The following is a 20,912-nucleotide window of genomic DNA, read 5'->3' as shown; positions in this document are numbered from 1 at the left end:
ACACTGGTAAACCTTAAACCGCTGTCAGCGGGGTCGGAGCCTTCGGGTCGGTGTCATACAGGCTGAACTGTTCCCCGACAAGGATTCCGCGCGATTCCAGCGTCTGGCTGACAGACATCCGCGCCAGATCTTTTATATTGTTATCCTGGCTTAAGTGGGCCAGGTAAATGCTCTTGGTATTGTCGCCGGCCACCTCGCTCATTGCAAGCGCCGCATCTTCATTGGATACGTGCCCAAAGTCGCCGAGGATCCTTCGTTTGATATTCCACGGATACCGCCCCATGCGGAGCATCTGGACATCATGATTGCTTTCGAATACAAACGCGTCGGCATTCTTGATGATCCCCTTCATCCGGTCGCTCACATAGCCTGTGTCGGTAATGAGCGCAAGCTTCTTCCCTTCATGATGGAAGATATAGAACATCGGCTCGGCCGCATCATGGGATACGCCGAAAGATTCTATATCAAGCGAACCAAAGCTTTTCACGGTTTCCATATCAAAGGTGAATTTCTGATCGAGCGGCACTTCACCGATCAGGCCGTTCATCGCCTGCCATGTTTTTTCATTTGCATAGATGGGAAGGCCGTATTTGCGGGCAACGATGCCGACGCCCTTGATATGGTCGCTGTGCTCATGGGTGACCAATATTCCGGACAGATTGCCGAGGCTGCGGTCGATCTGCTTGATCAGCGCCTCCATCTGCTTGCCGCTCAGGCCTGCATCCACGATAAAGGACTGCCCGTCCGCTTCGACATAAATCGCATTTCCCGTACTCCCACTGGCGAGAACACTAAAATGCAAAGACATATAATCACTCCACTATTTCAGTTTTTTCTTCCGAATCTTCTCCCAGGCCTTTCTTCTCGCTTTCGAGACTGAGGACCTGGCCTTTAAAGGCATTGACGAACAAGTTCTCCTTGCCATCCACGACGACTCTCCAGGCAGGGCTCAGCACCCAGGTGGAAGAGTCATCCTGTATATTGGAATAATATCCTTGTTCCACGTCTGTAATCCTGCTGCCTTCTTTTAAACTTTCATTTCTATAGAGGGCTTCTATCGCCACTGTCGGTTCTATCAGCTTCTTTTTATCGCCCTTCAGATACTGTACTTCTTCAAACAGCGTCTGTCTGTAGGTAACGATTTCCTGATCAGCATTCAAGTAAAAGGTAAGCTCCCCATTCACATTCTTGTAGAGGAATTTACCCTCAAACTTCTGATAATAGGTAATCTTATTGCTGTCATCGCTTTTTTCCCAGAAACCGTATTTGTCGCCTTCATAGATGTTCTGCCTGACAAACTTATCAAGCTCGGCCTGATTGAAATCCTTGCCCACCTTAAAGGGCTTGTTCAAGGTGGCACTCAGGGCATTTTCCTCGAGGGTGGAAATTTCCTGGTCCTTCAAGGTCGTTTCTTTCAGCTCTTCCAGGTCCACTTCTGCAAAATTCTTTGAAACTGCGGTCAGGTTTCCGTCCCGTACTTCACCTTTTGGTATGTCAGCTTCCACCTTGATGTTGGCGCTCTTAAAGCTGTTCTCCAGCTTCTCCTGCGGAAGCGCCTGGCTGCCATCCATGCGAAGCTGGGAGTATTCATAGACCAGGTAAATATCCAGGATGAGGAAGGTCAGGATAAAGATCGTTTTAATTCTGCTCCAATCCATAATCGTTCCCTCCCGGTTCAAAAGTGCTGATCTGCTGCCAATTGCCTTCGTATTTATAATACCAGGAAGGCTCAAGCTGAATCAGCTCTGTTTTTGGCTTCTTATCAAGCTGATAGCCGAGCGTGATATCCTCCAGCTTTCCGGGTTCAAAACCCTCTTTCTTCTGCAGATAGCCGAGGATTTCCGGGCCGGATCTCAGCGTAACATCAGCAGAACTTATCAGGTTTGCCAGTTTGAAGTTGTTCCGGAAATAGGCAAGGATTTCACTCCCGCCCCAGCGGAGCTGTATCTCTGACAGATTGAGATCCTCACTGAATACCGGATAATTATTGCGGTAGATCCGGAAAAATACCTGGTGCTTATTCTCATCCATCCGGACGTAGCGGTAATTATCAGTCCAGCCGCCATGGGCATTCACATAAGTAATGCTTTTCTTCAGAAGATTGTCAGGGCTGAGGCTTTCATTATCCTCAGGGGTAGGATTCTTGAACTCAACCTTGTTCTGGTCGATCCTCAGCAGGCTGGATTCATTCGTGAACTCCTCCCCGGTCCCGAGATAGCTTTTCTGGACAGAATCCAGATCATCGAATAATGCTTCTTTAAACCTTTCAGAATCATATTCTTCCGATAAAAAGCTGTATCTCGGCATCGCCACTTTGTTTTCCGGTATGAAAATCAATTTCTTCCCGGTGTCGAAAGAAGCATAGCGGGCAAATTCAGGATTGGTTGAAGCAATCGCAAGCCTGTAGAACCTGCTGTTGAAATTCTGGATATTCGAAAGCCCGACACTCGTTTTATACACCCTTCCTCTTTCTGTGTCGACAAAGTAGACGATTCCGCTTTTTTGTTCAATTTGCATGTCTATGACCATCTTATTAAAGTAGATGTTCTCCAGCCGTCTATCCTTAATCTGAAGGATCTCTTTATAGAGATTCATCGGCGTGATTCCCGGGTACATAATTTCAGCATGGCCCGCTTCCTGAACAAAGAGATCAATATTCCCGACTTCCTCTGTTATATCCGAAAAATCATCAAAGCTCCACTTTTTAATATCAGTAAGAATCCTTTCTGTTTCCTCGGTAGAAGACGTCCCAAGATGCTGGTTGTCATCATAATGGAACAGGGCCATATTCGGCTCGATAAGATCCCCGACATCCTTCTTTGCCTCCAGCTCAACTTCCTGGACGGTATTTTCCTCGCCAAGCTGCTCGGAAGTAGGCTGATATGTCCAGAGGCTCCATGTCAGCAGTATGCTCCCTGACACAAGAACAGCCAATATTATTGATTTAATATCTTCATAGGTCATTCCCAATCATCCTCATCAGAACGAACGAAAGGAAGCGTAAAGGAAATGGTCGTGCCTTTTCCTTCTGTACTTTCTGCCCATATCTTGCCGTCATGGGCTTCCACCACCTCTTTGGCAATGGCAAGCCCGAGGCCGGTGCCGCCAAGCTTTCTCGTTCTAGCTTTATCCACTCTGTAAAAACGTTCGAACACTTTATCAAGATTGTCCTTCGGAATCCCGACGCCCTGATCGGAAATCCTGATGAGCAGCTGCTCCTCCTGCTCGACGATGTCAAAAGAGACCTGTCCGCCTTCAGGTGAATATTTCAGCGCGTTCGAAATGATATTATCAACAACCTGTGTAAGCTTGTCCTCATCAATTTCCACAAACGCCGCATGCTCCGGCAGATTGCGCTGGAAGGTCACATTCTGCTCTTTGGAAAAATCGAACCGGTCAATGATCCGGTTGAAGAAGTCGACAAAATTGACCCATTCCTTCTTCATCCGGTAATCCTTGCTGTCCAGCTTTGAAAGCTGAAGAAGATCGTTGACCATCCGGATCATCCGCTCTGTTTCTGTCCTTGTCACATTAAGGAACTGGGGTGCAATGTCTTCATCATACATAGCCCCTTCTGCCAGCGCTTCAAGATAGCTCCTCATCGTCGTCAGCGGTGTCCGCAATTCATGGGATACGTTCGCCACAAACTCCCGGCGCTCCAAATCAATTTTTTCCTGTTCGGTAATATCATGCAATACAGTAATAAGTCCATTAACAAAGCCTGTCTCTTTTTGAATAACAGAAAAATTGGCGCGGAGCACATATGGAGTTGTCTCTGTACTATAATCCAGGATGACGGACTCCCTTTCAGCAAGCAGCTCTTCAAATGTATAATCTTCCTCAAGGCCGAGCAAATTCACAATCGGGCTCGACAGCACTGTTTCACGTGGAACATTCAGCATCTTTGCAGCCGGTTCGTTGATGAGTATGACCCGTCCGCGCCTGTCGGTCGCAATTACGCCGTCAGTCATATAGGACAGGACTGAAGACAGTTTGCGGCGCTCGCCTTCTGTAGTGGCCTGGGCTTCCTGCAGCTTCTTCGTCAGGCTGTTGAACGTGATGGCCAGCTGGCCAATCTCATCATAGCCATACACTTTTACTTTCCGGGAGAAATTCCCCTTTGCCATTGCCAGCGCCTGCCGCCTCATATCAGACAGCGGCCGCGTGATCGTCTGTGCGAGCAGGATGCCGAGCAAGGCCGTGATTGCAAGGGCGATGATAATGCCGGATGCAAAAATGCTGTTGATCTGGTTCTTCTGTTCAAAGACATTTTCAATGTCTGCCTTTACATATACTACACCGACTACTTCTTCATTGGCCGATTTTACCGGTGAAGCAAGGACCCAGACCCTTCGGTTCCCAAGGCTCTGATCTGTATACTCATCACTTATTGGGGTCCGTGTGGCCAAGGCTGAAGTCGTGAGTGCATCTACAGCCTTCTGATTTACGTAACCATCTTTATTGGAACCAAGGACTTTCTGCGTTTCACCGTCAATAACCCGGAGCTCGATGATATCCTTGGAAGTGTAGTCACGCAGAATACGCTGGACCTCCTCTTCCTTCGTAGGCAAATCCTCGCCGGCAGGACGATCCTTGGTGATGATTTCTTCCAAATAGACTGATAGCAGGTCGACTCTTTCCTCGATCGCTGTCTGGAAATTGCTACGCAGCGTCTTCTCAAGCTGGCCGACAAAATACACTCCGATGATCTGCATGGCAATGATGATCAGCAGCACATAAATTAAAACAAACTTCAGATGGATCGAACGGAAAAAACCGACTTTTTTCATGATGGCTCTTTACTCCTGTTCCGGATTCCTCAAATAATAGCCTACTCCCCTTCTGGTCACTATCCAGGTCGGATGGCTCGGGTTGTCTTCAATCTTTTCGCGCAGACGCCTTACCGTAACGTCGACGGTACGGACATCTCCATAGTAGTCATAGCCCCATACGGTCTGGAGCAGATGCTCACGTGTCATGACCTGTCCGATATGCTTGGCCAGGTAGTGCAGCAGTTCAAACTCACGGTGCGTCAGCTCGATTGTCTCACCGCGTTTGGAGACCACATAGGCATCCGGGTGGATGACAAGGGAACCGATCGCAATCTCATTCGTCTCTTCCTCTTCATCGGCTTTTGCAGCAATCTGCTGGTGCCTTCTCAAATTCGCCTTCACACGGGCGATAAGCTCCCGGTTTGAGAACGGCTTTGTCACATAATCGTCAGCGCCAAGCTCAAGGCCGAGCACCTTATCGATTTCTGAGTCCTTAGCCGTCAGCATGATGATCGGCATTTCATACTTCTTCCGCACCTCGCGGCATACCTCCATGCCGTCGCGCTGCGGCAGCATGATATCAAGCAGGATTAAATCAGGCTTGACCTCTTCCACCTTCTCGAGCGCCTCATTTCCGTCATAAGCGCAATGCACCTCATAGCCTTCCTTTTTCAAATTGAACTGCAGTATATCCGCAATCGGCTTTTCATCGTCTACAACCAATATCTTCTTATCCATACCCATTCTCCTTTAAAAAGCAGATTATCTATCATATATCAATTATTTTTCTCTGTTCATCAAAACATAAGTTCTCTATTTTACTTTACCATGTTATGCGCCGGAATTCATCTAATAGCGATGGGCGGGTTGTTCCTAAGTTATGAAATTTTTGGAAGTAGTAAAACAGGTGCTGCTGCCCTGCCCAGCTTTTTAAGGCCAAGAGGGAATGCAGCCTGGTGCTATCACTTTCAAGGCCACAGCCCTGTTGTCTCCCATCCTATAGAAAAAGTCTCTAGCATCCACACTAGAGACTTCCTCCTATCGATTCACATACTTCAATGGATCCTGCATGCTTCCGTTCTTATACACTTCAAAATGAAGATGTACGCCGGTAGAATCGCCAGTTGACCCCATCACGCCGATCTTTGTTCCTTTAGGGACAGTCTGCCCTGCACTTACATTAAGCGAAGCCATGTGAGCGTATAGCGTCCTGTATCCATTCTGGTGATCGATGATGACTTTGTTTCCATAACCATCTCCGGTATTTCCGGCTGAAACGACCTTGCCGTTGTCAGCAGCACTGATTGTCAGACTGCTGGGCCGTGCGATGTCGATTCCTTTGTGCATTTTGCCCCAGCGGTAGCCAAGCTTGCTGGAAATGTAGCCGCCGTCTGCAGGCCAGGCAAAGCTGCCGTCGCCGCGGGATGGAATCACCTTCGTACCCTTAATGACGATCTCTTTAACAGGTTCTTCAAGCACTTTTTCAGAAACAGCCGCCTTTTGGACAGGCACACCATTTTGTTCAGTAATCTTGTATGTGACCCCTTTAACGCCGTCCTTGCCTTCCTGCTTCACCTTCGTATCGCCCTTGAACATGCTGCTGTCTTCAATGACCTCTTTTTCAAAAGCGATTTTTTCCTTCTTATATAGCTCTTTCTCAATAACCGCGTGGATCATCGGCTCCAGGACTGTTACATTGACTTCCTGGCCGACCTTTACGATGCTGTCTTCCTTCATCCCAGGATTGAGAGCAAGGAGCTTATTAAGATCCAAATCATGCTTAGCGGCAATCTTGCCGAGCACATCTCCTTCCTGGACCGTATATTTCTTTTCTTCCAATGTTCCTTTATTTAAAAGCTTTAATGCCTCTTCCTCTGACAGGATCAGCTTCGGATCAGCCTTCATTTCCTCTGCCTTCACTTCTTCAGCCATGCCGGCCTTTGTCAGCCGCTCTTCATTCTTCTCAAGCGGCGGAAGGGTTTCTTTGCTTTCTTCAGCTTGTTTATAAGCCTCTAATCCAGCCAGCTCTTTCTCGCTGGCATATTGAAGTTTAAATTTCTCAAGGACATCTTCTGCCTCTTCCATCGTTTCCAGATAAACGGCTGTCTCTCCATCAATCACAATGCCCGCTGCCTCTGTGCTGACGCCGACTTCCGCCACTTCCTCAAGCACCTGGCTTTCTTCTGTCTTGATATCTGTATTGAACACCTGCTCAGGGATGTAACTAATATCAGCCCCTGCAGACAATTCATAGTCATAAGATTCCTGGGCTTTCTCCACCTGCTGAGCGACCTTGGATTGGATACTCTCCTTATCCAGGACCGTACCGGTGTAGTTCCCGTCGATATAAACATAATAGACCGTTGTCAGCTGCTCATTGTCTGCAGCGGCAGTATGTGTGCCTCCTGCTGCCAAAACAGCTGCTGCTGTCAATGCAATCGCTGACTTCCTGCCTTTATTCACTTTGGCTTTCATAGCACCTGATAATGCTGTTAACCTATTTCCCCAGTTCTTCATTGTAAAATGGATCCCCCTAGACTTCGGAAACAAACAAATCTATATTCATAGTTCTATGTATCTACCATTGTTCGTTTTGTACTATTTTGACGCCACTATAATGTACCATAAAACACGCCGGGGCCTGGATTTGTCTCAGCATTGTAATAAAACTGTATAAAATCTTACATTATATTACAAAAGCAGCTTCTTTTCGCACATGAGCAGAAATCCCTATATTTTCAAGCTTTCTGTCTGCTGTTTGTCTTTATCCTGCTATAAAAGGGGGCGGGGTATATTACAAAGCCGTAACAAAAAAGAAGAGAGAGCATACAAGGTATACTCTCTCTTCCCGGGATGGCTCAGGACGGAATCGAACCGCCGACACAAGGATTTTCAGTCCTTTGCTCTACCGACTGAGCTACTGAGCCATAATAATATTTAATTCCTAAAAAATGCATTGCTTAAGTCCTTTGCTCGGAAGGTTCTTGTGAACTTCCTCGCAGATTGCCGCAGAAGCTTTTTCAGGGAAGGTAGCAATCTGCTCTACCGACTGAGCTACTGAGCCATATTAAACTGTTATAAAAAAGAATCTATATAAATGGCGGTCCCGACGGGAATCGAACCCGCGATCTCCTGCGTGACAGGCAGGCATGTTAACCGCTACACCACGGGACCACTCTTAAAAAGAAATTACTTTTTTAAAAGAAAACCAAAATTATGTATATGGCAGTCAGCAAGGAAGCCGTCCTTGCCAGCTACTTGCCGACCAGCCAAATGCCGATGACCCCTACGGGATTCGAACCCGTGTTACCGCCGTGAAAGGGCGGTGTCTTAACCGCTTGACCAAGGGGCCATTGGAGTAAAATGGTGAGCCATGAAGGACTCGAACCTTCGACCCTCTGATTAAAAGTCAGATGCTCTACCGACTGAGCTAATGGCTCTCAATATGTTGTCTCTTGTGACGACGCTTTTTATAATATCACAGAATCTAAAACTATTGCAACTTATTTTTCAAAAAATATTTTGCAAGCTTAAATACTGACTCTATCTGTATACCATCCTCAGCTGAAAGCAAACATATGCCTCTCCTTTTTGCACTGGAGAGGCATATATTTTTTAGATATTTTCCTGCTTAAGGCCATCAATGATGTTCTGCTTTTTCACCTTTTGAATGGAATAAAGCATGGCGGCACTCACGATGATGAATATCGCAGCGATGGCGATCAGAACGCTCATCCATGGTACGGCGAATGAGTATTGGAATGTATTCTGCAATGACCAATACATGAGCAGCATAACACCGAGTGAGATCGGAAGCCCGTACAGCAAGGCCTTGAGTCCATAAAAGATGCTTTCATAGTTGATCATCTTATTAAAACCCTTCGGTGTCATCCCGATTGATCTCAGCATGGCAAACTCCCTGCCCCTGAGTGCAATGCTGGTTGAAATGGTGTTAAAGATATTCGCGATTGAAATGGCGGAAATCAGCGTGATGAAGCCATAGGTGAAAACTGACATGAACGTTACCATCTGTTCATCCCGTTCCCGGTTTTGATAGACATTTTGGATCATAAGATTTTCTGACTCAATTTGATCAAGCTGATCCTGCATTTCTTCAGGCTTTGAGCTGTCCAGGAAAAGGTTGTATGCCGTTTCCACCCCATCCTGCTTCAGCTGTTCGAACTGCTTCTGAGGCATCAGGAGATGAACTTCATAATTGCCTAGCGGCAGGATGCCCATCGGCGCCTCTACAGCAGCAAAGCCAATTTCAAGGGATTGAAATGATCTGTTCTCCTCTGGGAGATACAGATCCATCTTATCTCCAGGCTTTCCGTTGATTCCGTCAGTTTCAATCTTTTTCCCCGTCTGCTCTTCTTCGTACACAAATTTATTAAGGATGATTACTTTATCCTGGAGCTCATTCACATCGGCTCCGATCTTATCAGCATATGTTTTAAAGCTCTTCTCATCTATTCCATGCAGCACGAGAGAATAAGGATATTTCCCATCCTGGAGCATATCCTCATAATAATCCTGTGCCTTCACTTCATCAGGCAGCTTTGACTCATTGATCCATGTTGAAAAATAGGCCTCCTCCATTAAGGAAGCATCACTCACATAATTTAGGTTCATATAAGGCTCAAGGGCTGCCTGATCTTCAGAACTGTATATCTGTACATCATAATTATAGTTCACCTGTGTCATCGTAATCGACTGCTTCAGGTTTGCAGTAAAATAGGAAACCGCCAGGAAAAGAACAATCGTGATAACCAGCGAGAACACTGTCACTTGATATCTTCTTTTATTCCGTTTCAGATTCTTCAAACCGATTTCTGCTTCAAGGCCGAAGATTTTCCTGACGAATCTGGACGTTTTTACCGCCTTGCCGGTCAGCTTCACATCCTGGCTTTGCCTGATGGCATCGATGGCAGAGACCTTTGAAGCCTTCCTGGCCGGCATATAGGTGGAGATGAAAATCGTCAGAATCGAGATCAGGCAAGAAAGCAGGATGGACATGGGTGTCACGGTTAAGGTTAGACCATCGTCTATCCCCAGGGTATCGCCAAAGGAACGATTCATCACCAGAAAGGTTGCAAGGATGCCGCCGATCCCTGCCAGCAGTCCAAGCGGGATGGATATTACCCCGATTACCGCTCCTTCAAAGAAGACAGAATTCCGTTTTTGTGTTTTGGTCGCACCGACACTGGATAACATTCCGAGATGGCGGGCCCTCTCGGAGACGCTGATGGCAAATGAATTATAGATCAGGGATACCGAACCGATGATAATGATTAATATGATGATGGCTGCAAGAGAATAAAGCGTGATAGCCAGATTATCATTATCGGTCACCCCATAATAACGAAGCAGTTCTTTATTGAAGCTGACTTTAGTGATTCCATTTTTTTCGGCCAGCTCTTTGGCATGCGCGTAGAGCGACCGGTTCACCTTTTTCAACGTCACACCGATATCAGCTGCTCCGCCCTTAAAGGCATCCTGCTCCATATAGCTCACAATCGTGTAGCCGGGTGCGGAGTATGGCTCCCATTCCGGACGCTCTATCGTACCGGCAATTGTAAAGATGTCTTCCTCTTTTTTGTTTAATGTTTCAATTACTTCTGTTTCATCGTACTGCAGATAATCCCCCTGGCCAAAAGAGCGATCATTATTGGGAATATGCCGCTCCCCAATTTCAAGGGTGATTTCATCGCCTATTTGATAATTCTGCTTTTCCATTATTTCTTTTGGAAAAAGGACTTCATTCTCCTTTTTCGGAAGTCGCCCTTCGCTCAATTCAACAGGATAATGCTCCATTCCCTGTGAATCGAATTCCTTGATGAACAGATATGGCCTGTTTTTATTGGAGGGGCTTTCAAGAGGCGCATATCCCCTGTCCTTGGTGATAAACAGCTTTTCCGTCTGCTCGTCCTTTCGTATCGCTTCCATCTGGCTTTCTGACACATCACGGTAGATGACATGCCAATCACCGGAATTCTGGATGGCTTCCTGTTTCATCATCCCAAGGAATGAGACAAACAGGGTGGAAACCGCTGAAACCATGGCGACCGAGATGATAACGCCGATAATCGTGACAAGTGTCCTTCTCCTGTTCTTCTTCAAGTGCCGCAATGTCAGCCTGTTCATGATATTCATGGCCGGATGACCTCATTTTTAGCAACCTTACCGTCCTCGATGGAAATGACCCGGTCAGCCTGCATCGCGATCCGTTCATCATGGGTGATAACAATCAGTGTCTGCTTATAGGTTTTATTGAACATTTTTAAAAGCTCCATGATCTCACCGCTGTTGCGGCTGTCCAGGTTACCGGTCGGCTCATCTGCAAGCATGATGGCAGGGCGGCTGATGAGGGCACGGCCGATGGATACACGTTGCTGCTGCCCGCCGGACAGCTGGTTCGGAAGATGGGACAGGCGGTTCTGCAGTCCAAGGATCCCGACAATTTCTTCAAGCTGCCCCTTGTCGACCTTTTGACCGTCAAGCAGCATTGGGAGTGTGATATTTTCCTCTACGCTCAAGATCGGGATCAGATTGTAAAATTGGTAGATCAGGCCGATTTGCCTTCTTCTGAAGATGGCCAGCTGTGTTTCATTCAGTTTGTAAATATCAGTGTTATCGACCAGCACACGGCCTCCTGTAGGGCGGTCAACCCCGCCGAGCATATGCAGGAGGGTCGATTTCCCTGATCCCGATGGGCCGATGATGGCGACAAATTCGCCTTTATTGACAGTAAAAGATACGTCATCCAATGCCTTAACAGCAGTATCTCCGCTTCCGTACACTTTAGACAGATTCTGGATTTTCAAGATTTCCATGCTAGAGCCTCCATTGATTTGATAGGTTCAGTATATCTGGCAAAAATGACTCTAGCGTGACTCCAAAGTGACAATTTAGTCATCTGTTAAATGACCTGATGATAGAACTTCAGCGTAAATCTTGTCCCGAATCCCTGTTTACTGGCCACTTCAATATCTCCGCCCTGCCTTTTCATGATTCCGTATGCCATGGCCAGTCCAATCCCGACACTATCCTCCGTGGCATTTTTCCCACGGTAAAAGCGCTTGAAAATATAGGGGAGGTCTTCTTTAAGGATCCCCCCGCCATCATCCTCAATGATAATTTCGGTGAGGAGCGGATTTTGGCTGTAGCTGATGCTGATACTCCCTTTTTCACGGGAATGTTCAATGCTGTTTTTGATGATATTGATCAACGCTTCCTTCGTCCAATTATGGTCCCCGGTGAAAAAAACACCCGCCCTGCCACTGATCCTGAGCTCCTGCTCTTTAAGTTCCATAGGAATCAAGAGAGGCTCCACAGCCTCCTTAACCAGCTGCGGGACATCCACCCTTTCTGTTTTAAAAAAAGCAGTGCCCGCGTCAATTTTTGAGAGCTTCAAAAGGGAGGAAACCAGCCATTCAATCCTTTCAAGCTGCACCTGGATGCGGCGCGTAAACTCTTTTCGTTTGCCATCCTCAAGTGACATATCACTCAGCAGGTCTGACATGACCATCATGGATGTAAGAGGTGTCTTCAATTGGTGGGAAATATCTGAGATGGCGTCTGTCAGCTTCGTTTTATCTTCCTGCAGGAGGGCACTCTGTTCGGAGAGCCTGATGGTGACCTTATAGATCTCCGATTTCAGGATGCTGAGTTCGCCCTCATGGTTATCCCGGACATCGAGCATATAATCTCCGCTGCTGATCCTCCTTAGATAGCGCGAGAGCTTGTCAATCTCACGATAGCGCCAGGAGGTGAAAATTAAAAAGGCAGCTAAAAGGAGGAGAGAGGATGTCCCTGCTGCCAGGGCTGCCTGCCAGGATATAAGGGAGGAGAGAAGCACGCATAGAACGGCGAGGCCAATGGCTATGAATAAAAAGTTCCTGTATTCTTTATTCCGCAGCATCTTTAGTCGCCTGCCTTATAGCCAAGGCCGCGGACAGTCTTGATGATGGAAGGCTTCTGCGGATCGTCCTCGAGCTTTTCCCTTAGCCGCTTTATGTAGACCGTGAGTGTATTATCGTTCACAAAATCGCCGGCAACGTCCCAGATTTTATCAAGCAGCTGGCTCCTCGTCAGCACCTGCCCCTTATGGTTCGCAAAGATCAGGAGGAGGCGGTATTCCAGGGCCGTCAGCTGGAGGTCTTCACCGTGCTTATAGACCTTTCCTTCGCCGGTATGGACCGTAATGGCCTGGAAAGTGACAGTCTGCCGGTCCTGCTTATCATAGCGGCGCAGCACCGACCTGATGCGCGACAGCAGCTCACGGACCCGGAAAGGCTTCGTGATATAATCATCAGCCCCCATGTCCAGTCCCATCACAACATTAACTTCTTCATCCATCGCCGTCAGAAAAATGACAGGCAGATCACTCTGCTTCTTCACAAGCGAGCACAAATCATACCCGCTTCCATCCGGCAGCCCCAGATCAAACAGGCAAAGATCAATCTCATCCAGCTTCGTCCGGATCAATTCCCGAGCCCCCGCAGCATCATGGCATACAAAAGTGCCATACTTCTCATTCTGCAAAGAATACTCCAGCCCCGCCGCTATCGTCCGATCATCCTCCACAACCAGAATGTTCATACTATCCCCCCTGACAAAAATCTCCTTATGTATGCTAATCATAGGTGAAAATGGATTGGTTCGTCAAAATGAATGGAGCTTCTTGGGGCAATGGGATAGATTTACAACCGATGTTAAACTCACACAAAGTATAAAAAACCCTGTTAATTGGAGTGCAAGGCACGCAGACTCCTGCGGGAATGAAGCGGCAATGCTGAGACCCCGCAAGAGCTTGCTCTGAGGAGGCTCAGCGTCGCCCCGCGGAAAGCGAAGTGCCTGGAACGGAAATTAACAGCCCCATCACTTCCCTAATCTTCTTTAAAGTATTTTGTTAATAAAAAGCCAATATAACTGGAGTGCGCCGAAATGGTCTATACTCAAGTTTTTTGACTCATCCCAAACCCCTCAAAGTTTAAAAACCCTGTTAATTGGAGTGCAAGGCACGCAGACTCCTGCGGGATTGCAGCGGCAATGCTGAGACCCCGCAAGAGCTTGCTCTGAGGAGGCTCAGCGTCGCCCCGCGGAAAGCGAAGTGCCTGGAACGGAAATTAACAGCCCATAATGTCGCCCAACCCTTGTGAAATTTCACAAATAAAAAAAGCCCCCATAACGGGGGCTTCAACTATTAATTCTGGCGCCAAGGGCTCATGACAACATTTGTCTGTGAGCGGTCCGGACCGACAGAGAAGATGGACAATGGAATGCCTGTCAGCTGTGCAACTCTTTCAAGGTAGTGGCGGGCATTGGCCGGAAGCTCATCCAGTGACTTGCAGCCAGTGATGTCCTCAGTCCAGCCTGGGAGTTCTTCATACACAGGCTCACATTCAGCAAGCACCTTCAGGCTCGCCGGGAACTCTTCGATCACTTCACCTTTATAGCGGTAAGCAACACAGATTTTCAGCGTTTCAATGCCTGTCAGAACATCGATAGAGTTCAGGGACAGGTCAGTGATGCCGCTGACCCTGCGGGCATGGCGGACAACAACGCTGTCAAACCAGCCGACACGGCGCGCACGGCCTGTAGTTGTACCATACTCGCGGCCGACTTCACGGATCTGATTGCCGATTTCATTATCAAGCTCAGTTGGGAACGGGCCGTCGCCGACACGTGTTGTATAGGCTTTGGATACGCCGACAACATGCTTGATCTTTGTAGGGCCGACTCCTGAACCGATCGTTACGCCGCCCGCAACCGGGTTGGAAGAGGTAACAAACGGGTATGTCCCCTGGTCGATGTCGAGCATAACGCCCTGTGCACCTTCAAACAGGACACGGCGGCCTTCATCAAGGGCATCATTCAGCACAACAGACGTGTCGCACACATACTGCTTGATCTGCTGGCCATACTCATAATACTCTTCAAGAATATCCTCAAGCTTGAAGCCTTCTGTTTCGTAGAAGCGCTCCAGCAGGCGGTTCTTTTCTTCAAGATTGCGCTGCAGCTTTTCTTCGAATACCTCACGGTCAAGAAGGTCGGCGATGCGGATGCCGTTACGGGCAGCTTTATCCATGTACGCAGGGCCAATCCCCTTCTTTGTGGTACCGATCTTGTTGGCGCCTTTTCTCTCCTCTTCCACTTCATCAAGCTTCAGGTGATAAGGCAGGATCACATGGGCGCGGTTTGAGATGCGCAAATTATCAGTTGTGACATTTCTTTCATGCAGATAGGCAAGCTCCTTGAGCAGGGCCTTCGGATCCACAACCATGCCGTTTCCGATGACACAATCTTTTTCTTTATAAAAAATTCCGGATGGAATCAAATGAAGCTTATAAGTCTCACCGCCAAATTTGATTGTATGGCCGGCATTATTTCCTCCCTGGTAGCGGGCAATCACTTCAGCATTTTCTGAAAGGAAGTCTGTAATCTTTCCTTTTCCTTCGTCTCCCCATTGAGTTCCAACTACAACGACTGATGACATTTATAAAGCACCTCCAAAGAGTGTTAAATATGTATCCGTTCTTCAAACAACTCTAATTTTACCAAGGGAAAGTGATAAAAGTCAATAAAACACGAACATTTTAAAAGAAAACATAAAAATACGTTCGTAAAAAGTTTAATTGAGCTATTCTTTAGTTTTTGCGTATGAGGAAGGTCCTATTCTTTTTTCCACAGAAAAAAAGCCGCAGTACAGGACTGCGGCTTTATGCACCAGGCGGCATGCCTGAGTCGTCGAACCTCTTCTCGAGATTGACGAATTTATTATATTCCTTCACGAACGCAAGCTGGACGGTACCGACCGGGCCGTTACGCTGCTTGGCGATAATGATTTCGATGATGTTCTTGTCTTCTGACTCTTTATCATAATAATCGTCACGGTACAGGAATGCCACGATATCGGCATCCTGCTCGATGCTTCCCGATTCACGGATGTCGGACATCATCGGGCGCTTGTCCTGGCGCTGCTCCACTCCACGGGAGAGCTGGGACAGGGCGATGACGGGAACCTGGAGCTCACGCGCTAGTGCCTTCAGGGAACGGGAAATTTCCGATACTTCCTGCTGGCGGTTCTCGCCGGAGCGTCCGCTTCCTAATATCAGCTGCAGATAGTCAATCAGGATCATGCCAAGGCCGTGCTCCTGCTTCAGGCGGCGGCACTTGGAACGGATTTCTGTGATCCTTACACCCGGCGTGTCATCGATGAAGATTCCGGCATTGGAGAGGCTTCCCATCGCCATCGTCAGCTTGCCCCAGTCATCATCTGTCAGGGATCCGGTCCTGAGCCTTTGTGCGTCAATATTGCCTTCAGCGCAGAGCATACGCATGACAAGCTGCTCTGCACCCATCTCAAGACTGAAGATCGCAATGTTTTCATTTGTCTTGGTAGCAACATTCTGTGCGATATTCAGGGCAAAGGCCGTTTTACCGACCGAAGGACGGGCCCCTACAATGATCAGGTCATTGCGCTGGAAGCCGGCCGTCATTTTATCCAGCTCGGCAAATCCCGTCGGAATCCCCGTGATATCCCCTTTGCGGTTGTGCATGACTTCAATATTATCGTAGGTGCGCACAAGCACATCTTTAATATTATGGAAGGCACCGGCATTTTTGCGCTGAGCCACCTCAAGGATGTTCTTTTCCGCCTCGCCGAGCAGGACTTCGACCTCATCCTCACGGGAATAGCCATCCTGGGCGATGCCTGTCGCGGTCCGGATCAATCTTCTGAGAAGCGATTTCTCCTCGACGATCCGCGCATAATATTCAATATTGGCCGCTGTCGGCACTGAGCCTGCCAATTCACTCAGGTAGCTGACTCCTCCTGTATCCTCCAGCAGCTTGGCAGCAGCCAGCTCCTCGGTTACAGTAACAAGGTCAACAGCCTTTCCTTCGTCATTCAGCTTGAGCATCACATTGTAAATCTTCTGGTGGGCTGCCCGGTAGAAATCTTCCGGGATCAGCATCTCAGATGCCAGCGTCAGAGATGCCGGCTCCAGGAAAATGGCACCGAGCACAGCCTGCTCCGCTTCTATGTTCTGCGGGGGCAGCCTGTCTGCAAACAGATCACTCATCTATTCCAACTCCCTCTTAATGCCTATCTATCTTTTTATCTATTAAAAATCTATGCAAAATCCCATTGAATTTGTTAAAAAGGCCGATTAAGCAGGAAAAATGTGATCAGCTTGGCACCGACCACATTTCTCTCAACTCTTATATTTTAACATGTTTATCTGTAAATGGAACTTCCAAAATTAGTTTACTTCTTTAACATGGACATTCAAAGTGGCTGTTACTTCAGTATGAAGCTTTACAGGAACCTTTGTATAGCCGAGCGTGCGGATCGCATCGCTGAGCTCGATTTTGCGCTTGTCGATCTTGATGCCGTTCTTTTTATTAAGCTCTTCAGCAATCTGCTTGCTTGTGATTGAGCCGAACAATCTTCCGCCTTCACCTGATTTTGCTGAAAATTCGACAGTGATCTTTTCGAGCTTTTCTTTAAGCTCTTTCGCTTCTTCCAATTCATTGGCCGCAACTTTTTCTTCTTTCTTTTTCTGTGCGCTCAATGTGCTGATATTCGCCTGGTTTGCTTCAATCGCAAGCCCCTGCTTCAGCAGGAAGTTGTGGGCATAGCCGTCAGCCACGTTTTTAACTTCCCCTTTTTTTCCTTTTCCTTTTACATCTTTTAAGAAAATGACTTTCATTCTTTCCGTCTCCCTTCAAAGTAATCATCTATAGCCTGATGAAGGCGATCTTCCGCCTCATCGACTGTTATGTCTGTCAGCTGTGTTGCTGCATTGGTAAGATGCCCTCCGCCCTCAAGGCTTTCCATGATAATCTGGACATTCACATCGCCGAGCGAGCGGGCGCTGATCCCGACCAGATTATCTGCCCGTTTGGAGATGACGAAAGAAGCATCGATCCCATCCATTGTCAGGAGTGTATCGGCTGTCTGGGCGATCAGCACCTGATCGAACGACTGGTCAGGATTTCCCTTTGCAATCGCCAGTCCCTCCCTGTAGAGGGATACTGTTTCAATCAGCTTGGCCCGCTTCACATAGGTGTCGACATCCTCTTTGAGGAACTTCTGGACAAGGACGGTATCCGCTCCCTGGCCGCGCAGATAGGAGGCGGCATCAAAGGTTCGGGCGCCGGTCCTGAGCGTAAAGCTTTTCGTATCGACGATGATACCGGCAAGCAGGGCGGTCGCTTCGAGCATTTCAATCCTGCCTTTCTTTGGCTGGTATTCAAGCAGCTCGGTGACCAGCTCCGCTGTCGAGGATGCATAAGGCTCCATATAAACGAGCAGCGGATTCTTGATGAATTCCTCCCCGCGCCTGTGATGGTCAATGACCACAACATGGTCGATCTTGCTGAGCAGGCGCTCCTCGATGACAAGCGAAGGCTTATGGGTATCCACCACAACCAGCAGTGTGTCATCTGTCGCAATTTCAAGTGCCTCCTCAGGGCTGATAAAGCGTGAAAAGAGGGAATCGTTCTTGCGGATTTCCTTCATCATCCGCTGGACGCCTGTATCGATATCCTGGAAGTTCATGACCACATAGCCTTCGCACTGGTTCATCTCAGCTACCTTCAGGATACCGATTGAAGCGCCTACAGCGTCCATATCCGGGCTTTTATGGCCCATGATGATGACTTTATCACTTTCGGTTACCAATTCCTTCAGCGCGTGGGAAATCACCCTAGCGCGGACCCTCGTCCTTTTTTCAACAGGATTGGTCTTGCCGCCGAAGAATTTGACTTTCCCATTCGGCTGCTTGATGGCCACCTGGTCGCCGCCCCTGCCGAGGGCAAGGTCAAGGCTTGACTGTGCCAGCGACCCGAGTTCAGGCAGGGAAGAGACACCGGAGCCGACACCAATGCTCAAGGTGAGCGGGACATTTTGGGTCGAACTTGTTTCCCGTACATCATCGAGAATCGTGAACTTTCCTCTTTCAAGCAGCTGGAGGATGTTTTCATTGAACACCGCGATGAAGCGCTCAGACGAAATCCTTTTCAAGAAAACACCATTGTCCGTCGCCCACTTATTCAGGAGGGAGGTGACAAGATTGTTGAGGCTGCTCCTCGTCTGGTCGTCCATCCCCTGTGTCAGCTCATCATAGTTATCTAAGAAGATGATGGCCAGCACGGTCCTTTCATCTTCATACAGCTTTTCAATTTCCGTCTGCTCGGTTACGTCAAAGAAATACAGGAGCCGTTCATCCGGCTTATGTATGACCCTGAATTTCCGTTCGTGGAGGGTGATGATCTCCGACTCCACCTCTTGCTTGATCAAAGGGACGAGTGTTTCTGCTGCATCATAAAGCGATCTTCCGACCAGTGTATCTTCATCAAAGCAGGAAGCAAGGAACGGATTGGTCCATTCGATATACAGCTCTTCATTGAAGAGCATGATGCCGATCGGCATTTCCATCAAGGCTTCTTCGCCTACTTTTTTGACACGGTATGAGAGTGTTGATATATACTCTTCTGTTTCCCGGCGCTGGCGATAATCTATCATAAAAATGAAATAGAATGGCAGCACAATCAGCAGCACGCCTGCCAGGCCAAGGATCCAGTTGTAATATGCCAATATCCCAAGGACCACCACTGTTATACCCATCAGCCAATAAAGCGGATAGCGGATGGATCGCTTTTCTAAATACGATGGCATGTTTTCAGCTCCTACAGTAGTGTCAGACTTTTTCTTTTAACCATTTTTTCAAATTAAATCCTAAGTCAATTATACCTAATATCCTGATAATATAAAGGAGAAAAGGCAGTATGAAGCTCAGGACGGCAGCTATGACCGGCACGGCCTTTGGATAGCCTTTCATGTGGCAGAAATAAAAGATGAGCGAGAGCCCCTGCACAATCATAAGCAGCTGCAGGATAAAGCTCAGGTTTATAAATGCATCAAAAAGGACTGTCCCTTCCTCCGGCTTCAGAAGGAGAGCCGCAATGATGGTGATCAGATAATACCAGAGTACGCTCTTAGGCAGAGACAGATTTCTGAACTGGCCCCATTTTTTCATATTCACGCCAAACCGCTTTACAATCGGCAGGGATACCGCCTGGAGAATCAGGACATTGATAAAGGATGCCATGATCAATAAGCTGGGAATCAGCGTCTCGGTCATTTCAATGCCGCTGTACAGCTGTTCTGTCATCTTTTCATCGAGCGGCTGCCCGAAGTTCTCCATCAAAGAAACGGCTTTGTCGACAGACTGCTTTAAGAGATCAAATGATTCTTTTATCACATTCATCTCAAAAAACTGGACCGCTATCCCGTACTGGGCAACAAGCAGGATCAGGAAGGCAAGAGAGCTTGCCATATACGTGCTGAACCGTGACTTTTTCTCCCGGATAAAGTCCCCAATTACCGTACCTGTTATTCCATAGGTCAGCGCGAGCGGAATCGCCAGGATCGTCCCGACAATCAGTGAAATGAGGATGCCGCCTGTCAAAAAGACCAGCGAGCTTTTACGGTCATTCGTTGCAGCAAATAATATAAACGGCGCTGCCAAAAACAGATTCGTGACGACCCCCAGTACAGGGACGTAAAGGGTAAGCAGCATCAGGACAGCAAACACTGCCAGCATGACGGCACCCGAAGTCAACTTATGGACGTTCTTCACTGCTTCACCTCTCAAATTTCTTTATACAACGCTGCAGTCAGCAGCAGGTTAAAGACATATTCCTATTACTATTTTATCGGGTATGAAGGCTTGGTTCAACCTTTCGAAATGCGGAAGCGGCTTGCCCAGAGCCGACAAGCATAAGACGCGGCAGAATAAAAGGCGTTCTTTGCCTTTAATTCTGGTGTGGCTTATGACTCGAGGCTCTAGCCGCTGAAGCTGGACAATCGAAATGCGGAGGGTGCTTGTTCAGCCCCGACAAGCTTAAGACGCCTAAGAATTGAAGGCGTTCTTTGCCTTCGGTTCTTAGGTAGCTTAAGACCTCGAGGGGCTAGCACCCGCAGCTGGACAATCGAAATGCGGAAGCGGCTTGCCCAGAGCCGACAAGCATAAGACGCGGCAGAATAAAAGGCGTTCTTTGCTTTGCCTTCGGTTCTTAGGTGGCTTAAGACCTCGAGGGGCTAGCACCCGCAGCTGGACAATCGAAATG

At 47.9% G+C, this 20,912-nt stretch carries 15 protein-coding genes and 4 tRNA genes; all 19 read right to left on the bottom strand.

Features of this window, described 5'->3' with window-relative positions; all coding sequences use genetic code 11:
• Positions 1 to 13: 13 nt before the first annotated feature.
• The 19 genes from LCM00_RS22315 to LCM00_RS22225 all read right to left on the bottom strand — a co-directional run bounded on the left by LCM00_RS22315 (position 14) and on the right by LCM00_RS22225 (position 20,422).
• Positions 14 to 808 (bottom strand): MBL fold metallo-hydrolase, encoded by a 795-nt coding sequence (locus tag LCM00_RS22315; RefSeq protein WP_148976158.1) that lies wholly within the window; start codon positions 806 to 808, stop codon positions 14 to 16.
• Between the two features lie 4 nt (positions 809 to 812).
• A complete protein-coding gene (locus tag LCM00_RS22310) occupies positions 813 to 1,658 on the bottom strand; it encodes a two-component system regulatory protein YycI (protein WP_224906116.1) in 846 nt (281 codons plus the stop codon).
• Positions 1,639 to 2,964: a YycH family regulatory protein gene (locus LCM00_RS22305; protein WP_224906115.1), complete on the bottom strand. Its 1,326-nt coding sequence runs from the start codon at positions 2,962 to 2,964 to the stop codon at positions 1,639 to 1,641. The genes LCM00_RS22310 and LCM00_RS22305 overlap by 20 nt, the downstream gene beginning before the upstream one ends.
• Positions 2,961 to 4,790 carry a cell wall metabolism sensor histidine kinase WalK gene (walK, locus tag LCM00_RS22300; RefSeq protein WP_224906107.1) on the bottom strand — a complete coding sequence of 610 codons (1,830 nt, stop codon included), beginning with the start codon at positions 4,788 to 4,790 and terminating at the stop codon, positions 2,961 to 2,963. Before walK ends, LCM00_RS22305 begins: the two co-directional genes overlap by 4 nt.
• A 9-nt stretch (positions 4,791 to 4,799) precedes the next feature.
• On the bottom strand, positions 4,800 to 5,510 hold the full coding sequence (gene yycF / locus LCM00_RS22295) for a response regulator YycF (protein WP_224906104.1): 711 nt from the start codon (positions 5,508 to 5,510) through the stop codon (positions 4,800 to 4,802).
• A gap of 300 nt (positions 5,511 to 5,810) precedes the next feature.
• Positions 5,811 to 7,247 (bottom strand): peptidoglycan DD-metalloendopeptidase family protein, encoded by a 1,437-nt coding sequence (locus LCM00_RS22290; protein WP_224906102.1) that lies wholly within the window; start codon positions 7,245 to 7,247, stop codon positions 5,811 to 5,813.
• A gap of 379 nt (positions 7,248 to 7,626) precedes the next feature.
• Positions 7,627 to 7,699: transfer RNA gene (locus LCM00_RS22285), tRNA-Phe, on the bottom strand.
• Between the two features lie 171 nt (positions 7,700 to 7,870).
• Positions 7,871 to 7,946: transfer RNA gene (locus LCM00_RS22280), tRNA-Asp, on the bottom strand.
• Positions 7,947 to 8,052: 106 nt separating this feature from the next.
• Positions 8,053 to 8,124, bottom strand: a tRNA-Glu gene (locus LCM00_RS22275).
• Between the two features lie 12 nt (positions 8,125 to 8,136).
• Positions 8,137 to 8,212 (bottom strand) — tRNA-Lys (locus tag LCM00_RS22270).
• A 175-nt stretch (positions 8,213 to 8,387) separates the two neighbouring features.
• On the bottom strand, positions 8,388 to 10,925 hold the full coding sequence (locus LCM00_RS22265; protein WP_224906100.1) for an ABC transporter permease: 2,538 nt from the start codon (positions 10,923 to 10,925) through the stop codon (positions 8,388 to 8,390).
• Positions 10,922 to 11,605: an ABC transporter ATP-binding protein gene (locus tag LCM00_RS22260; protein WP_224906098.1), complete on the bottom strand. Its 684-nt coding sequence runs from the start codon at positions 11,603 to 11,605 to the stop codon at positions 10,922 to 10,924. Before LCM00_RS22260 ends, LCM00_RS22265 begins: the two co-directional genes overlap by 4 nt.
• A gap of 86 nt (positions 11,606 to 11,691) precedes the next feature.
• Complete coding sequence (locus LCM00_RS22255) at positions 11,692 to 12,693, bottom strand: sensor histidine kinase (protein WP_224906096.1); 1,002 nt, start codon at positions 12,691 to 12,693, stop codon at positions 11,692 to 11,694.
• 2 nt (positions 12,694 to 12,695) lie between these two features.
• Positions 12,696 to 13,373 (bottom strand): response regulator transcription factor, encoded by a 678-nt coding sequence (locus LCM00_RS22250; RefSeq protein WP_224906094.1) that lies wholly within the window; start codon positions 13,371 to 13,373, stop codon positions 12,696 to 12,698.
• A gap of 604 nt (positions 13,374 to 13,977) precedes the next feature.
• The gene (locus LCM00_RS22245) at positions 13,978 to 15,270 is read right to left on the bottom strand and encodes an adenylosuccinate synthase (protein WP_224906092.1); all 1,293 of its coding nucleotides are present in this window, start codon (positions 15,268 to 15,270) and stop codon (positions 13,978 to 13,980) included.
• Between the two features lie 223 nt (positions 15,271 to 15,493).
• Positions 15,494 to 16,858, bottom strand: a complete 1,365-nt coding sequence (dnaB, locus tag LCM00_RS22240) for a replicative DNA helicase (protein ID WP_224906090.1) — start codon at positions 16,856 to 16,858, stop codon at positions 15,494 to 15,496.
• 180 nt (positions 16,859 to 17,038) lie between these two features.
• Positions 17,039 to 17,488 (bottom strand): 50S ribosomal protein L9, encoded by a 450-nt coding sequence (gene rplI, locus LCM00_RS22235; protein ID WP_009791713.1) that lies wholly within the window; start codon positions 17,486 to 17,488, stop codon positions 17,039 to 17,041.
• The gene (locus LCM00_RS22230; RefSeq protein WP_224906088.1) at positions 17,485 to 19,458 is read right to left on the bottom strand and encodes a DHH family phosphoesterase; all 1,974 of its coding nucleotides are present in this window, start codon (positions 19,456 to 19,458) and stop codon (positions 17,485 to 17,487) included. Before LCM00_RS22230 ends, rplI begins: the two co-directional genes overlap by 4 nt.
• A 22-nt stretch (positions 19,459 to 19,480) precedes the next feature.
• Positions 19,481 to 20,422: a YybS family protein gene (locus LCM00_RS22225; RefSeq protein ID WP_224906086.1), complete on the bottom strand. Its 942-nt coding sequence runs from the start codon at positions 20,420 to 20,422 to the stop codon at positions 19,481 to 19,483.
• Positions 20,423 to 20,912 lie beyond the last annotated feature (490 nt).

It is taken from the genome of Bacillus infantis (assembly GCF_020171945.1).
Classification (GTDB): Bacteria; Bacillota; Bacilli; order Bacillales; family Cytobacillaceae; genus Bacillus_AB; species Bacillus_AB infantis_A.
The sequence above is the reverse complement of the archived record's forward strand: the minus strand, read 5'-3'. Positions and strand labels throughout refer to the sequence as shown.

What these genes read in the sequence shown, in the direction of transcription:
- LCM00_RS22260 (WP_224906098.1), bottom strand. Translation starts at nt 11,605, where the DNA reads ATGGAAATCTTGAAAATCCAGAATCTGTCTAAAGTGTACGGAAGCGGA.
- dnaB (WP_224906090.1), bottom strand. Translation starts at nt 16,858, where the DNA reads ATGAGTGATCTGTTTGCAGACAGGCTGCCCCCGCAGAACATAGAAGCG.
- LCM00_RS22230 (WP_224906088.1), bottom strand. Translation starts at nt 19,458, where the DNA reads ATGCCATCGTATTTAGAAAAGCGATCCATCCGCTATCCGCTTTATTGG.
- LCM00_RS22305 (WP_224906115.1), bottom strand. Translation starts at nt 2,964, where the DNA reads ATGACCTATGAAGATATTAAATCAATAATATTGGCTGTTCTTGTGTCA.
- LCM00_RS22255 (WP_224906096.1), bottom strand. Translation starts at nt 12,693, where the DNA reads ATGCTGCGGAATAAAGAATACAGGAACTTTTTATTCATAGCCATTGGC.
- LCM00_RS22265 (WP_224906100.1), bottom strand. Translation starts at nt 10,925, where the DNA reads ATGAATATCATGAACAGGCTGACATTGCGGCACTTGAAGAAGAACAGG.
- LCM00_RS22315 (WP_148976158.1), bottom strand. Translation starts at nt 808, where the DNA reads ATGTCTTTGCATTTTAGTGTTCTCGCCAGTGGGAGTACGGGAAATGCG.
- LCM00_RS22250 (WP_224906094.1), bottom strand. Translation starts at nt 13,373, where the DNA reads ATGAACATTCTGGTTGTGGAGGATGATCGGACGATAGCGGCGGGGCTG.
- yycF (WP_224906104.1), bottom strand. Translation starts at nt 5,510, where the DNA reads ATGGATAAGAAGATATTGGTTGTAGACGATGAAAAGCCGATTGCGGAT.
- LCM00_RS22290 (WP_224906102.1), bottom strand. Translation starts at nt 7,247, where the DNA reads ATGAAAGCCAAAGTGAATAAAGGCAGGAAGTCAGCGATTGCATTGACA.
- LCM00_RS22245 (WP_224906092.1), bottom strand. Translation starts at nt 15,270, where the DNA reads ATGTCATCAGTCGTTGTAGTTGGAACTCAATGGGGAGACGAAGGAAAA.
- rplI (WP_009791713.1), bottom strand. Translation starts at nt 17,488, where the DNA reads ATGAAAGTCATTTTCTTAAAAGATGTAAAAGGAAAAGGAAAAAAAGGG.
- LCM00_RS22310 (WP_224906116.1), bottom strand. Translation starts at nt 1,658, where the DNA reads ATGGATTGGAGCAGAATTAAAACGATCTTTATCCTGACCTTCCTCATC.
- walK (WP_224906107.1), bottom strand. Translation starts at nt 4,790, where the DNA reads ATGAAAAAAGTCGGTTTTTTCCGTTCGATCCATCTGAAGTTTGTTTTA.